The sequence below is a fragment of the Streptomyces sp. NPDC043861 genome, from assembly GCF_056435905.1.
In genome coordinates this window covers 294,835-310,132 of sequence record NZ_JBWKDP010000006.1, presented here as the reverse complement: position 1 = coordinate 310,132, position 15,298 = coordinate 294,835, and the positions used below count along the sequence as shown (strand labels likewise).

The following is a 15,298-nucleotide window of genomic DNA, read 5'->3' as shown; positions in this document are numbered from 1 at the left end:
AGCTTGGGGATGCCCCAGCTCCCCGCACCCGACTACCCGGCCGACGTACGGGCCAGGCTCGAGGCCGACGCCAAGGAGGTCATCGGCCGCTACCCGGACAGCCGGTCCGCGCTGCTGCCGCTGCTCCACCTCGTGCAGTCGGAGGAGGGCCATGTCACCCGCACCGGGATGCGTTTCTGCGCGGAGCTGCTGGGGCTGACGACGGCGGAGGTCACGGCCGTCGCCACCTTCTACACGATGTACCGGCGCAAGCCCTCCGGCGACTACCAGGTGGGCGTGTGCACCAACACGCTCTGCGCGGTGATGGGCGGCGACGCCATCTTCTCGGAGCTCAAGGAGCATCTCGGCGTCGGCAACAGCGAGACCACCGAGGACGGCAAGATCACGCTCGAGCACATCGAGTGCAACGCGGCCTGCGACTTCGCCCCGGTCGTGATGGTCAACTGGGAGTTCTTCGACAACCAGACGCCCGAATCGGCACGACAGCTCGTCGACGACCTGAGGGCCGGGCGCACCGTCGAGCCGACCCGCGGCGCCCCGCTGTGCACCTTCAAGGAGACCGCGCGCATCCTGGCCGGCTTCCCCGACGAGCGCCCCGGTGCCGTCGACGCGACCGGTGGTGCGGGCCCGGCGTCACTGATCGGACTCCGGCTGGCCAGGGGCGAGTCGCCGCAGCCGCGCGTGGTCCACCCGCGTGGCGCCGCCCCGCAGGACGGGACGCCGTCCGACCACCTCAGTTCGCATGACGCGCCGCAGCAGACATCGGCGTCCGACCCGGCCCACCCGGCCGGCCCGGTTTCCGAGGAGGGGGAGTGATGACCGTGTCCACCGAGTACGGACCGGAGGCCGGTGGAGAGGCGAGCCCCGAGAAGCTGCTCGTGCCCGTGCTGTCCGCCTTCTGGGACCAGCCCGAGTCCTGGACCCTGAGCACCTACCTGCGCCACGAGGGCTACGAAGGCCTGCGCAAGGCCCTCGCGATGACCCCGGACGATCTCATCGCCTACGTCAAGGATTCCGGTCTGCGCGGCCGTGGCGGTGCGGGCTTCCCCACCGGAATGAAGTGGCAGTTCATTCCCCAGGGCGACGGCAAACCCCACTACCTCGTCGTCAACGCCGACGAATCGGAGCCGGGGACCTGCAAGGACATCCCGCTCCTCTTCGCCAACCCGCACTCCCTCATCGAGGGAATCGTGATCGCCTGCTATGCGATCCGGTCCAACCACGCCTTCATCTATGTGCGGGGTGAGGTCGTCCCCGTACTGCGCAGGCTGCACGAGGCGGTGCGTGAGGCGTACGAGGCCGGCTACCTCGGCAAGAACATCCTCGGCAGCGGGCTCGATCTCGAGCTCACCGTGCACGCGGGCGCGGGCGCGTACATCTGCGGTGAGGAGACCGCGCTGCTGGACTCCCTGGAAGGCAGGCGCGGCCAGCCCCGGCTGCGTCCCCCCTTCCCCGCGGTCGCCGGTCTGTACGCGTGCCCCACTGTGGTGAACAACGTCGAGTCCATCGCCTCGGTTCCCGCGATCCTCAACAAGGGCAAGGACTGGTTCCGTTCGATGGGCAGCGAGAAGTCCCCGGGCTTCACGCTGTACTCGCTGAGCGGCCACGTCGCCGGACCCGGGCAGTACGAGGCACCGCTCGGCATCACCCTGCGCCAGCTGCTCGACATGAGCGGCGGGATGCGCCCCGGCCACCGGCTCAAGTTCTGGACACCGGGCGGCTCGTCCACCCCGATGTTCACCGACGAGCACCTCGATGTCCCGCTGGACTACGAGGGCGTGGGAGCCGCCGGGTCGATGCTCGGCACCAAGGCACTCCAGTGCTTCGACGAGACGACCTGTGTCGTACGGGCCGTCACCCGCTGGACCGAGTTCTACGCCCACGAGTCCTGCGGCAAGTGCACGCCCTGCCGCGAAGGCACCTACTGGCTCGTCCAGTTGCTGCATGACATCGAGAACGGGGCCGGCACCATGAGCGACCTCGACAAGCTGAACGACATCGCCGACAACATCAACGGCAAGTCGTTCTGTGCCCTCGGCGACGGCGCCGCCTCGCCGATCTTCTCCTCCCTGAAGTACTTCCGGGACGAGTACGAGCAGCACATTCGCGGCAAGGGCTGCCCCTTCGACCCGGCGAAGTCCACCGCCTGGGCGGACCGGCCCGCCGACACCATGGAGGTGAACGCATGACTGTGACCACGAATAGCGCTCCCTCCGGGGGCGGCGAGGCCGCCGTCCCGCCCGAGGACCTGGTCTCCCTGACCATCGACGGCATCGAGATCAGCGTGCCCAAGGGCACTCTGGTCATCCGCGCCGCCGAACTGCTCGGCATCGAGATTCCCCGGTTCTGCGACCACCCCCTCCTCGACCCGGTCGGCGCCTGCCGGCAGTGCATCGTCGAGGTCGAGGGCCAGCGCAAGCCGATGGCCTCCTGCACCATCACCTGCACCGATGGGATGGTGGTGAAGTCACAGCTCACCTCGCCCGTCGCCGAGAAGGCGCAGCAGGGCGTCATGGAGCTGCTGCTCATCAACCACCCCCTCGACTGCCCGGTCTGCGACAAGGGCGGCGAGTGCCCCCTGCAGAACCAGGCCGTGTCGCACGGCCAGGCCGAGTCCCGCTTCGAGGGCAGGAAGCGGACGTACGAGAAGCCCGTCAACATCTCCACCCAGGTGCTGCTCGACCGCGAACGGTGCGTGCTGTGCGCGCGCTGCACCCGCTTCTCGAACCAGATCGCCGGAGACCCGATGATCGAGCTCCTCGAGCGCGGTGCGCTCCAGCAGGTCGGCACCGGTGAGGGCGACCCCTTCGAGTCGTACTTCTCCGGGAACACCATCCAGATCTGCCCGGTCGGCGCGCTGACCTCGGCGGCGTACCGCTTCCGCTCCCGCCCCTTCGACCTGGTGTCGTCGCCCTCGGTGTGCGAGCACTGCGCCGGTGGTTGTGCCACCCGCACCGACCACCGGCGTGGCAAGGTCATGCGCCGGCTCGCCGCCGACGACCCCGAGGTCAACGAGGAGTGGATCTGCGACAAGGGCCGTTTCGGCTTCCGCTACGCCCAGCAGCGCGACCGGTTCACCACTCCGCTCGTACGGAACAAGGAGACGGGCGAGCTGGAGCCGGCGAGCTGGCCCGAGGCCCTGGAGGCGGCGGCCACCGGACTCGCCGCCGCGCGCGGCAGGGCGGCGGTGCTGACCGGCGGCCGGCTCACCGTCGAGGACGCCTACGCGTACGCCAAGTTCGCGCGGATCGCCCTCGACACCAACGACATCGACTTCCGTGCACGGGTGCACTCCGCCGAGGAGGCCGACTTCCTGGCGTCGTCGGTGGCCGGCCACGGCCGGGATCTGGACGGCAAGGGAGTCACCTACACCTCCCTGACGGCTGCCCCCGCCGTGCTGCTCGCGGGCTTCGAGTCCGAGGAGGAGGCCCCCGGTGTCTTCCTGAGGCTGCGCAAGGCCTCCCGCAAGCACGGCCAGCGGACCTTCGCCCTCGCCCCGTACGCCACCCGTGGTCTGACGAAGGCCGGAGGCGTTCTGCTGCCTGCGGCCCCCGGCACCGAGACCGAGTGGCTGAACGCGCTCGCGTCCGGTACAGGGCTCGACGCGGACGGCGCCGCTGCGGCCGAGGCACTGCGCGCTCCCGGAGCCGTGATCGTCGTCGGCGAGCGGCTCGCCGGAGTGCCCGGCGCCCTGACGGCAGCGGTACGGACCGCCACCGCGACCGGTGCCGGGCTGGTGTGGATCCCGCGCCGGGCGGGCGAGCGCGGCGCCGTCGAGGCGGGCGCGATTCCGTCGCTGCTGCCCGGCGGCCGTCCCGCCACCGACCCGCGGGCCCGTGAGGAGACCGCGGCGGCCTGGGGCGTACGCGAACTGCCGCACCGCTACGGCCGCGACACCGGCCAGATCGTCGAGGCGGCGGCCACCGGTGAGCTGGGTGCCCTGGTCATCGCGGGCGTCGAGACCGCGGATCTGCCCGATCCCGCACGCGCACGCGAGGCGTTCGACGCGGTGGGCTTCCTCGTCTCGCTGGAACTGCGGCCGAGCGAGGTGACCTCGCGCGCCGACGTGGTCTTCCCGGTTGCAGCCGTCGCAGAGAAGCCCGGAACCTTCCTCAACTGGGAGGGCAGGGCACGGCTCTTCGAAGCCGCGCTGAAGCCCGACCAGATGACCCGGCCACTGCCGCCCACGGACGCCCGCGTGCTGCACATGCTCGCCGACGCCCTGGACGTGCACCTCGCGCTGCCGGATCTGCGGTCGGCGCGGCGGGAGATGGACCGGCTCGGTGGATGGCAGGGGCCGCGGGCCTCCGCGCCCGCCGAGACCGCCCGGCCGGTGCCGCGCGCCGGCGCGGGCGAGGCGGTGCTCGCGGGCCACCGGATGCTGCTCGACCAGGGGCTGCTCCAGGAGGGCGACGATGCGCTGGCCGGCACCCGGCATGCGGCGGTCGCCCGTCTCTCCGCCGCCACCGCGGCGGAGACCGGAGTCAAGGACGGCGATGTCCTCGCCGTCACCGGACCGGCCGGTTCCGTACAACTCCCGCTGCAGGTGACCGAGATGCCCGACCGGGTGGTCTGGCTTCCGCTCAACTCGACGGGCGGCGGGGTGCTGAACGACTCGGGCGTGGCGCCCGGCCGGCTCGTCCGCATCGGTCCGGCTGCTGCCGCCGGCCCGGAGGCCGTCGGCAGTGACGACGTACCGGAGGTGCGCGCATGAACCCGATCCTCCTCGCCGCCGAGGACCTCTCGCTCTTCGGACGGGATCCCTGGTGGCTCGTCGTCATCAAGGCGGTCTTCTGCTTCGCCTTCCTGATGGTGACCGTGCTGTTCTCCATCGTGTGGGAGCGCAAGGTCGTCGCCTGGATGCAGCTGCGCATCGGCCCCAACCGGCACGGTCCCTGGGGCCTCCTCCAGTCCCTTGCGGACGGCGTCAAGCTGATGCTCAAGGAGGACGTGATCGTCAAGCGTGCGGACAAGGTGGTCTACATCCTTGCTCCGGTCGTCGCCGCGATCCCCGCTTTCATGGCGATCGCCGTGATCCCCTTCGGTCCAGCCGACAACGAGATCTCGATCTTCGGCCAGCGGACCACGATGCAGCTCACCGATCTGCCGATCGCGATGCTCTACATCCTCGCGGTCGCCTCGGTCGGCATCTACGGCATCGTGCTGGCGGGCTGGTCGTCCGGCTCGACCTATCCGCTGCTCGGCGGACTGCGGTCCTGCGCGCAGATGATCTCGTACGAGATCGCCATGGGCGCGGCCTTCGCCTCCGTCTTCCTCTACTCCGGGTCGATGTCGACCTCGGCGATCGTCGAGGCGCAGGCGGACCGCTGGTACATCGTGCTGCTGCCGGTCTCGTTCCTGATCTACATCGTGACGATGGTCGGCGAGACCAACCGGGCTCCGTTCGACATGCCGGAGTCCGAGGGCGACCTGGTCGGCGGGTTCAACACCGAGTACTCCTCCATCAAGTTCGCGCTGTTCATGCTCGCCGAGTACGTCAACATGGTCACCGTCTCGGCGGTCTCGGTCACGCTCTTCCTCGGTGGCTGGCGGGCCCCCTACCCGATCAGCACCTTCTGGGAGGGGGCGAACCACGGCTGGTGGCCGATGCTCTGGTTCGTCATCAAGGTCCAGCTGCTGCTGTTCTTCTTCATCTGGCTGCGCGGCACGCTCCCGCGCGTCCGCTACGACCAGCTGATGAGGCTCGGCTGGAAGGTGCTCATCCCCGTTTCGGTCGTCTGGCTGATGCTGGTCGCGACCGTACGGGCGCTGCGCAACGACGGCCGGGACTTCACCCAGATCGTGCTGTACGTGGGCGGGGCCGTCCTCGCCGTGCTGCTGCTGTCCTTCGTCGTCGACCTCTTCCGCGGCAAGGGTGAACAGGCCGGCGAAGAGGCGGCGGCACCGGCGCCCTTCGACCCGATGGCGGGCGGATTCCCGGTGCCTCCGCTGCCCGGGCAGGAGTTGCCACCCGTGCCGCGCAGGCGGCCGCGCCGCGACCGCGAGCTGATTGTCAGTGGCGGCACGAATACTGACAGTGACGGTCCTCGTGACGGAAAGGAGGCTGACGGTGTCTGAGGAATCCGAGAGCTCGTTCCAGAACCCGGTTGCCGGCTTCGGCGTGACCTTCAAGGCCATGTTCAAGAAGCGGCTGACCGAGCAGTACCCGGAGCAGCAGAAGACGACGGCGCCGCGCTTCCACGGCCGGCACCAGCTCAACCGGCACCCGGACGGGCTGGAGAAGTGCATCGGCTGCGAGCTGTGCGCCTGGGCCTGCCCCGCGGACGCCATCTACGTGGAAGGCGCGGACAACACCGACGAGGAGCGTTACTCGCCCGGCGAGCGGTACGGCCGGGTGTACCAGATCAACTACGCCCGCTGCATCCTGTGCGGACTGTGCATCGAGGCATGCCCGACCCGGGCGCTCACGATGACCAACGAGTTCGAACTGGCCGACAGCTCCCGAGAGAACCTGATCTACACGAAGGAGCAGCTGCTCGCGGGACTCGAGCCGGGCATGGTCGACACCCCGCACGCGATCCACCCCGGCACGGACGAACAGGACTACTACCGGGGCCTGGTCACCGAGGCCGCCCCCGGCACCGAGCGCCAGGTCGCCACCTCCAAGGGCGAGAAGCCGGAAGATCAGGGGGTGGACGCATGAGTGCCACGCTCGCCGCGGCCACCTCGACCGGCGAGGCCGTCCAGTTCTGGGTGCTGGGCACGGTCGCCGTCGTCGGTGCGCTGTGCACCATCCTGATGAGGAAGGCCGTGCACAGCGCGCTGTGCCTCGCCGGGACCATGATCGTCCTGGCGGTCTTCTATCTCGCCAACGGCGCCTACTTCCTGGGCATCGTCCAGATCGTCGTCTACACCGGCGCGATCATGATGCTGTTCCTCTTCGTCGTCATGCTCGTCGGTGTGACGGCCGCGGACTCCCTCAAGGAGACCATCAAGGGGCAGCGCTGGTGGGCGGCGCTCTGCGGACTCGGCTTCGGGGTTCTGCTGATCGCCGGTATCGGCAACGCCTCGCTGACCTCGGGATCGTTCGTCGGGCTGGGCCAGGCCAATGCGGGCGGCAACGTCGAGGGTCTGGCCGCCCTCATCTTCACCAAGTACGTCTTCGCCTTCGAGATCACCGGCGCGCTGCTGATCTCGGCGGCCGTCGGCGCGATGGTCCTCACCCACCGCGAGCGCACCGAGCGCGCCAGGACCCAGCGGGAGCTGGCCGAGCAGCGCGTCCGCGAGGGCAAGCACCTGCCGCCGCTTCCCGCCCCCGGCGTGTACGCCCGGCACAACGCGGTGGACATCGCGGGTCTGCTCCCGGACGGCACCCCGTCCGAGCTCACCGTCAACAAGACGCTGCGCGCACGAGGTCAGATCCGTGACGTGTCCGGCGAAGCGCTGAACGACCTCAAGGCGCTGGAGCAGCGCTCGGAGGAGCGCCTCGGACGCGACCGGGACGAGCCCGACCGGGACGAGCCCGCCCGGGACGGACGGCGCGACGGAAAGGAGGCCAAGCGGTGAATCCGGTCAACTACCTCTACCTTGCCGCCCTGTTGTTCACCATCGGTGCGGCGGGCGTGCTGATCAGGCGGAACGCGATCGTCGTCTTCATGTGCGTCGAGCTGATGCTCAACGCCTGCAATCTCGCGTTCGTCACCTTCTCCCGGATGCACGGCAATCTCGACGGGCAGATCATCGCCTTCTTCACGATGGTCGTCGCCGCCGCTGAGGTCGTCGTCGGACTCGCGATCATCGTCTCGCTCTTCCGTTCCCGCCACTCGGCCTCGGTCGACGACGCCAGCCTGATGAAGCTGTAAGGGGTCGCAGACTCGTGGACAACGCAGAGAACCTCATTGCGCTGCTGATCGCGGCGCCCCTGCTCGGAGCGGCCCTGCTGCTGTGCGGCGGGCGCCGGCTCGACCGTACGGGCCACTGGATCGGCACGGCGCTCGCCGCCGTCTCCTTCGTGATCGGCGTCGTGCTGTTCGCCGACATGCTGGGCAGGCCGGGCGACGACCGCAACCTGACCCAGTATCTGTACAGCTGGATCCCGGTCGAGGGATTCCAGGCGGACGTCGCCTTCCAGCTCGACCAGCTGTCGATGACCTTCGTCCTGCTGATCACCGGAGTCGGCTCGCTCATCCACCTGTACTCGGTCGGGTACATGGAGCACGACGAGCGCCGCCGCCGCTTCTTCGGCTATCTCAACCTGTTCCTCGCGGCGATGCTCCTGCTGGTGCTCGCCGACAACTATCTGCTGCTGTACGTCGGCTGGGAGGGCGTCGGCCTCGCGTCGTACCTGCTCATCGGGTTCTGGCAGCACAAGCCCAGCGCGGCGACGGCGGCCAAGAAGGCCTTCCTGGTCAACCGGGTCGGCGACATGGGCCTGTCCATCGCCATCATGCTGATGTTCACCACCTTCGGGACCTTCGCCTTCGGGCCGGTGCTGGCGTCCACGGACAGGGCCTCCGAGGGCATGTTGACGGCCATCGGCCTGCTGCTGCTGCTCGGCGCCTGCGGCAAGTCCGCCCAGGTGCCGCTGCAGTCCTGGCTCGGGGATGCGATGGAGGGCCCGACTCCGGTCTCGGCCCTGATCCACGCGGCGACGATGGTGACCGCCGGTGTCTATCTGATCGTCCGCTCCGGCGCGATCTTCGACGCGTCACCGGACGCACAGCTCGTCGTCGTGGTGGTCGGCGCGGTCACGCTGCTCTTCGGTGCGATCGTCGGTTGTGCGAAGGACGACATCAAGAAGGCACTGGCCGGTTCGACGATGTCGCAGATCGGCTACATGATCCTGGCCGCCGGCCTCGGCCCGATCGGCTATGTCTTCGCGATCATGCATCTGGTGACGCACGGCTTCTTCAAGGCCGGGCTCTTCCTCGGCGCCGGGTCGGTCATGCACGGCATGAACGACGAGGTGGACATGAGGAAGTACGGCGGACTGCGCACGTACATGCCGATCACCTTCGTCACCTTCGGCCTCGGCTATCTCGCGATCATCGGATTCCCCGGCCTGTCCGGCTTCTTCTCCAAGGACAAGATCATCGAGGCGGCCTTCGCCAAGGGCGGTACCGAGGGCTGGATCCTCGGCGCGGTCACGCTGCTGGGCGCTGCCATCACGGCGTACTACATGACCCGGGTGATGCTGATGACCTTCTTCGGCGAGAAGCGCTGGCAGCCCGACGAGAGCGGCGATCTGCCGCATCCGCACGAGTCCCCGCGGACGATGACCATCCCGATGATCGTGCTCGCCTTCGGGTCGGTCTTCGCGGGCGGACTGTTCTCGTTCCACGAGTCGTTCGTGAAGTGGCTGGATCCGGTCACCGGCTTCGAGCACGGTCACTCACCGATCAGCGCGGGTGCCGTGACGACCGCCACGGTGGTGGTGATGGTCATCGGTGTCGCGCTCGCCTACGTCCAGTACGGGCGCCGTCCGGTCCCGGTGGTCGCCCCACGGGGGTCGCTGCTCACCCGGGCCGCCCGACGCGACCTTCTCCAGGACGACTTCAACCATGTGGTCCTGGTCCGCGGCGGCGAGCACCTCACCCGCTCGCTGGTGTATGTGGACCACACCCTGGTCGATGGAGTCGTCAACGGCACGGCGGCATCGTTCGGCGGACTCTCCGGACGGCTCCGCAAACTGCAGAACGGCTACGCCCGCTCCTACGCGGTCACGATGTTCGGAGGTACGGCGGTGCTCATCGCCGCGACCCTGCTGATGAGGGCGGTGTAACCGATGTCGTTCCCTCTCCTGACCATGACCGCGGCGCTCCCGGCGGTCGGTGCGATCGCCACCGCCGCAGTCCCGGCCACCCGGCGGACCGCCGCCAAGTGGCTGGCGCTGCTCGTCTCGCTCGCCACGCTCGTCCTGGCTGCGGTCATCGCCGTCCGGTTCGAGCCCGGCGGCGAACGCTACCAACTCACCGAGTCCCACGCCTGGATCAAGGACTTCGGTGTGCGGTACGAGCTGGGCGTGGACGGTATCGGGGTGGCGCTCATCGCGCTGACCGCGGTGCTGATCCCGTTCATCATCCTGGCGGGCTGGCACGACGCCGACCCCCTGGAAACCCGGTCCAAGCGCTGGCGGCCGACGCAGGGCTTCTTCGCCCTGATCCTCTCCGTCGAGGCGATGGTGATCCTCTCCTTCGAGGCCACCGACGTCTTCCTCTTCTACATCCTCTTCGAGGCCATGCTCATCCCGATGTACTTCCTCATCGGCGGCTTCGGGGACCGTGCCCACGCGGGCAGCGAGGAGAACGCGGCGGCCCAGCGTTCCTACGCCGCCGTGAAGTTCCTGCTCTACAACCTCGTGGGCGGGCTGATCATGCTGGCGGCGGTGATCGGGCTCTACGTCGTCGCAGGGAACTTCTCGCTGACGGAGATCGCCGAGGCCCGCGCCAACGGGACGCTGGACATGTCGTCCACCACCGAGCGGCTGTTGTTCCTCGGTTTCTTCTTCGCCTTTGCGGTGAAGGCGCCGCTGTGGCCGCTGCACACATGGCTGCCCAATGCCATGGGCGAGGCGACCGCCCCGGTCGCCGTGCTGATCACCGCGGTCGTCGACAAGGTCGGCACCTTCGCGATGCTCCGCTTCTGCCTGGGGCTGTTCCCCGAGGCCTCGGAGTGGGCGACGCCGGTGATCCTCGTCCTGGCGCTGATCAGCATTGTCTACGGGGCGCTGCTCGCCGTGGGCCAGCGGGACATCAAGCGTCTGATCGCCTATGCGTCGATCTCGCACTTCGGCTTCATCGTCATGGGCATCTTCGCGATGACGAGCCAGGGCCAGTCGGGCGCGACGCTGTACATGGTCAACCACGGGATCTCGACGGCCGCGCTGATGCTGGTGGCCGGCTTCCTGATCTCGCGGCGCGGCTCGCGGCTCATCGCCGACTACGGCGGAGTGCAGAAGGTCGCCCCGGTCCTCGCGGGCACCTTCCTCATCGGCGGCCTGGCGACCCTGTCACTGCCGGGGCTCGCACCCTTCGTCAGTGAATTCCTCGTCCTGGTCGGCACGTTCACCCGCTATCCGGTGGTCGGCATCATCGCCACCTTCGGCATCGTGCTCGCCGCGCTCTACACCCTGGTGCTCTATCAGCGGACGATGACGGGCCCGGTGAAGGAGGAGGTGCGGACGCTGCCGGATCTGCGCCTGCGCGAGCTGCTGGTGGTCACCCCGCTGATCGCCTTGCTGATCCTCCTCGGCGTCTATCCGCAGCCGCTGACAAAGATCGTCAACCCGGCGGTGGAGCACACCATGTCCGACGTACAGAAGAAGGACCCCCAGCCCGAGGTGGAGGCGGCCAAGTGAGCACGACAGCTGTCCACAGCCTGTGGACGACGGCGGCCGAGCCATTGGACAGGATCCCGGCCCCGCACATCGAGTACGCGCAGCTCGCCCCCACCCTCATCGTGGTCGGCGCTGCGATCGTGGGCGTGCTGGTCGAGGCCTTCGTCCCGCGCAAGGGTCGCTACCACACCCAGGTGTTCCTGTCGGTCGTCGCACTGGCGGCCGCGTTCGCCGCGGTCGTCGGCCTGGCCGCCGGGGGGTACGGCACCACCAAGGCACACATCGCAGCGATGGGAGCCATCGCGGTCGACGGACCCGCGCTGTTCCTGCAGGGCACGATCCTGCTGGCCTCGCTCGTCGCGATCTTCACCTTCGCCGAACGGCACCTCGACCCGAAGGCACACGGCAACCGTGTCGACTCCTTCGCCGCGCAGGCTGCGTCCGTGCCGGGGAGCGACAGCGAAAAGGCCGCGGTCAAGGCCGGGTTCACCACCACCGAGGTGTTTCCGCTCGCCCTGTTCGCGATCTCCGGCATGCTCGTCTTCCCCGCGGCGAACGACCTGCTGACGCTGTTCATCGCGCTCGAGGTGCTCTCCCTGCCCCTCTACCTGCTGTGCGCCCTGGCCCGCCGCAAGCGGCTCATGTCGCAGGAAGCAGCGGTGAAGTACTTCCTGCTCGGCGCGTTCTCGTCGGCGTTCCTGCTCTTCGGCATCGCGCTGCTGTACGGATACGCAGGCTCGGTGTCCTACGCGAAGATCGCCGGTGTGGTCGACGGCAGCATCCAGACCATCGACCCGGCGCTCGCCTCCACCATGGGCAACGACGCACTGCTGCTCATCGGTGGGGCGCTGCTCCTGATGGGCCTGCTCTTCAAGGTGGGCGCGGTGCCGTTCCACATGTGGACCCCGGACGTCTATCAGGGTGCACCCACGCCGGTCACCGGCTTCATGGCGGCGGCCACCAAGGTTGCGGCGTTCGGGGCACTGCTCCGGCTGCTCTATGTGGTGCTGCCCGGGCTGCGCTGGGACTGGCGGCCGATCATGTGGGCGATCGCGATCGTCACCATGCTGGGCGGTGCCATCGTCGCGATCACCCAGACCGACATCAAGCGGCTGCTGGCGTACTCGTCGATCGCACACGCCGGCTTCATCCTCGCCGGTGTCATCGCGGTCACGCCCGAAGGCGTCTCTTCGGTGCTCTTCTACCTGGTCGCGTACTCCTTCGTGACCATCGGCGCCTTCGCGGTCGTCACTCTCGTCCGGGACGCGGGCGGCGAGGCCACGCATCTGTCCAAATGGGCGGGGCTTGGCAGGCGTTCACCACTCGTGGCGGCGGTCTTCGCGGTCTTCCTGCTGGCCTTCGCCGGAATCCCGCTCACGTCGGGCTTCTCCGGGAAGTTCGCCGTCTTCAGCGCGGCGGCGGCGGGCGGCGCGGGCGTGCTGGTCGTGGTCGGTGTGATCTCGTCCGCGATCGCCGCGTTCTTCTACATCCGGGTGATCGTGCTGATGTTCTTCAGCGAGCCGAAGCCCGAGGGGCCGACGGTCGCCGTCCCGTCGCCGCTCACCATGACCACGATCGCGGTGGGTGTCGCGGTCACGGTGGTGCTGGGTGTGGCCCCGCAGTACTTCCTGGATCTCGCGGGGCAGGCCAGCGTGTTCGTGCGCTGATCCCGTCCCCGCTCCGAGGCAACCAACGGTCGAGGTCCGGCGTCCTCCAGGGCGCCGGACCTTGATCATTGACACGGGGGACACCATGGAAGCACCAGCGAGGCAAGAGGAACAGCAGCGGACTTCGAGCACCGCCGACACCTGGCCCGCGGTGCTGCTCCTCCCGGCTCTCCTCCTGCTTCGCTTTCTGGGCGAGCACGCCTGGGCCTACTGGACCGCGGCGGTCATCGGCACTCTGGGAGTGATCGCCACCGTCGTCGAGATCACCGCCTCGGTCGGGCATCTGCGGAACCGCCGCCGGCCGTGGGTCGCGGTCTGGGTCCTTACCGTACTGGTGTCCTCGGTGATCGTCCTGGGGCTCAGGCTGGCCGAGCAGTGGTGAGGCTCCGGGCCGCGTAGGCCCGTACATCGGCGTCCGGGTCGCTCGTGGCCGTCGCGAGTGCGGCGCGGGCGCCGGAATGGTCGTGCCGGAGCAGTGTCAGTACGGCGGCCTTGCGGACATCGGCGTGGGGGGTCGGCAAGTGCCCCGCCGAGGGCGGGTGCGGCGACATAGGCTGCCGCGGTCCCGAGCGCGGCCGCGGCGCCCGCGCCCGCCTGGCAGGTGGGCGCCCGCGCCCACCTGCCAGGCCGGGTCGCCCAGGGCCGCGACGGCCGCTGCCGCGGAGAGGGGGCGGGCAGTCCGTCGACCCGATGGCGTCGAACGCGGCGGCACATACGAGCGCGTCCTCGTCCCCCGTCAGCCGGGCCAGGGTCCCGGTCACCCCGGGCGTGGGCGCCGACCGCCGCGAGGCCATCGCCGAGGCGACCCGGACCTCGCGGGCAGGGTCGCCGACGGCCGTCGACAGAGCGGTGAAGGCCTCGACCGGGACAAGGGCCCGGACCGTTTTGATACGCATTGGACGCCGCTAGTGCTGTGACCGGATAGGTTTGCCGGGAAGCTCGCGGCGTCCGGTGCGGTGCATCGCAAGGCGGAGTATCGCCCTCGTACTGGATGTACTCGGGTGATTCGACAACGCAGCGAGGTGCCGTGCAGGGCGTCGCGAGCCGGTGAACCTATCCGGTCACAGCACTAGCTTCCCGGCAGACCTATCCGGTCACAGCCCTAGTCGGCGGCGGGGGTGATCCGCCCGGTGACCTCGCCGAGGCCGACCCGGACACCGTCCGGCCCCGGCGCCCAGGCGGTCATGGTGACCTCGTCGCCGTCCTCCAGGAACGTCCGCTTCCCGAACGGCAGCTCCAGCGGGTCCCGGCCGTTCCAGGTGAGCTCGAGGAGGGAGCCGCGCTGGTGGACGTCGGGGCCGCTCACCGTTCCGGAGCCGTACAGATCGCCGGTGCGGAGCGAGGCGCCGTTGACGGTCATGTGGGTGAGCTGCTGGGCGGCCGTCCAGTACATGGTGGCGAAAGGCGGCTCGCTGACGATCTGCCCGTTGATCGAGACCGAGATCCGCAGGTCGAAACCGCCCGGCTCCTCGTCGCCGGCGTCGTCCAGATAGGGGAGCAGGTCGAAGTCGCGCGGGGGCGGGCCCACGCGGGCGGCGTCGAGGGCCTCCAGCGGGGTGACCCAGGCGGAGACCGACGTGGCGAAGGACTTGCCGAGGAACGGCCCGAGGGGGACGTACTCCCAGGCCTGGATGTCGCGTGCGGACCAGTCGTTGAGGAGCTGCAGTCCGAAGACATGGTCGCGGAAGGCGGACAGGGGGACCGGCCGGCCCAGCTCGGTGGGAGTGCCGACGACGAAGCCGACCTCCGCCTCGATGTCCAGCTTGACGGAGGGACCGAAGACGGGCGCCGCGTCGGCGGGGGCCTTGCGCTGGCCCGAGGGGCGGATCACGTCCGTGCCGGAGACGACGACCGTGCCGGAGCGGCCGTGGTAACCGATCGGAATGTGCTTCCAGTTCGGGGTCAGCGGGTCGCCGTCGGGGCGGAACATGTGCCCCACATTGGTGGCGTGGTGTTCGCTCGAGTAGAAGTCGACGTAGTCGGCGACCTCGTACGGAAGGTGCAGGGTGACCGAGCCGAGCGGGTACAGCAGCGGCTCGATGTCCTGGCGGTGTGCGGGCACCGTCACCCATGCGGTCAGCGCGCGCCGTACGTCGCGCCAGGCCGTGCGGCCCGCCGCGAGCAGCGGCCCGAGGCTCGGCTGCGCGAGCAGCGCCGCGTAGGGGGACCCGAGCGTGTGTGCCGCCGCACCGGCGTCGAGCACGTAGTCGCCGATCCTGACCCCGACGCGCCGCCGGTCGGGCTCGGCGGCGGTGGTGAAGACGCCGTACGGCAGGTTGTGCGGGCCGAAGGGGTCGCCCTCGGCCAGATCGAGCGGGCTCTGCTCGGGCATCGG

12 protein-coding genes are annotated in these 15,298 nt (G+C 69.3%); 11 read left to right on the top strand and 1 reads right to left on the bottom strand.

Annotated features, from left to right (window positions below):
- The first annotated feature begins 9 nt into the window (after positions 1-9).
- From nuoE to AC068D_RS17155, 11 genes are all read left to right on the top strand, one after another.
- Complete coding sequence (gene nuoE, locus AC068D_RS17205; protein WP_478823925.1) at positions 10-816, top strand: NADH-quinone oxidoreductase subunit NuoE; 807 nt, start codon at positions 10-12, stop codon at positions 814-816.
- Positions 816-2,189 (top strand): NADH-quinone oxidoreductase subunit NuoF, encoded by a 1,374-nt coding sequence (nuoF, locus tag AC068D_RS17200; protein ID WP_478823831.1) that lies wholly within the window; start codon positions 816-818, stop codon positions 2,187-2,189. The genes nuoE and nuoF overlap by 1 nt, the downstream gene beginning before the upstream one ends.
- Positions 2,186-4,714 carry an NADH-quinone oxidoreductase subunit G gene (locus AC068D_RS17195; RefSeq protein ID WP_478823830.1) on the top strand — a complete coding sequence of 843 codons (2,529 nt, stop codon included), beginning with the start codon at positions 2,186-2,188 and terminating at the stop codon, positions 4,712-4,714. The genes nuoF and AC068D_RS17195 overlap by 4 nt, the downstream gene beginning before the upstream one ends.
- Positions 4,711-6,078, top strand: a complete 1,368-nt coding sequence (gene nuoH, locus AC068D_RS17190; protein WP_478823829.1) for an NADH-quinone oxidoreductase subunit NuoH — start codon at positions 4,711-4,713, stop codon at positions 6,076-6,078. The genes AC068D_RS17195 and nuoH overlap by 4 nt, the downstream gene beginning before the upstream one ends.
- Entirely contained in the window at positions 6,065-6,664 is a 600-nt protein-coding gene (nuoI, locus tag AC068D_RS17185) for an NADH-quinone oxidoreductase subunit NuoI (protein WP_478823924.1), read from the top strand. The genes nuoH and nuoI overlap by 14 nt, the downstream gene beginning before the upstream one ends.
- On the top strand, positions 6,661-7,527 hold the full coding sequence (locus AC068D_RS17180; protein WP_478823828.1) for an NADH-quinone oxidoreductase subunit J: 867 nt from the start codon (positions 6,661-6,663) through the stop codon (positions 7,525-7,527). The genes nuoI and AC068D_RS17180 overlap by 4 nt, the downstream gene beginning before the upstream one ends.
- Positions 7,524-7,823: an NADH-quinone oxidoreductase subunit NuoK gene (gene nuoK / locus AC068D_RS17175; RefSeq protein ID WP_018101339.1), complete on the top strand. Its 300-nt coding sequence runs from the start codon at positions 7,524-7,526 to the stop codon at positions 7,821-7,823. The genes AC068D_RS17180 and nuoK overlap by 4 nt, the downstream gene beginning before the upstream one ends.
- A 14-nt stretch (positions 7,824-7,837) precedes the next feature.
- Entirely contained in the window at positions 7,838-9,742 is a 1,905-nt protein-coding gene (nuoL, locus tag AC068D_RS17170; RefSeq protein WP_478823827.1) for an NADH-quinone oxidoreductase subunit L, read from the top strand.
- 3 nt (positions 9,743-9,745) lie between these two features.
- Positions 9,746-11,317 (top strand): NADH-quinone oxidoreductase subunit M, encoded by a 1,572-nt coding sequence (locus AC068D_RS17165; RefSeq protein WP_478823826.1) that lies wholly within the window; start codon positions 9,746-9,748, stop codon positions 11,315-11,317.
- Positions 11,314-12,963 carry an NADH-quinone oxidoreductase subunit NuoN gene (gene nuoN, locus AC068D_RS17160; protein WP_478823825.1) on the top strand — a complete coding sequence of 550 codons (1,650 nt, stop codon included), beginning with the start codon at positions 11,314-11,316 and terminating at the stop codon, positions 12,961-12,963. The genes AC068D_RS17165 and nuoN overlap by 4 nt, the downstream gene beginning before the upstream one ends.
- Positions 12,964-13,048: 85 nt before the next feature.
- Positions 13,049-13,345, top strand: coding sequence for a hypothetical protein (locus AC068D_RS17155; RefSeq protein WP_478823824.1), 297 nt, complete (start codon positions 13,049-13,051; stop codon positions 13,343-13,345).
- Positions 13,346-14,065: 720 nt separating this feature from the next.
- Here the strand turns inward: AC068D_RS17155 and fahA are convergent.
- Positions 14,066-15,295: a fumarylacetoacetase gene (fahA, locus tag AC068D_RS17150; protein WP_478823823.1), complete on the bottom strand. Its 1,230-nt coding sequence runs from the start codon at positions 15,293-15,295 to the stop codon at positions 14,066-14,068.
- Positions 15,296-15,298: the final 3 nt, after the last annotated feature.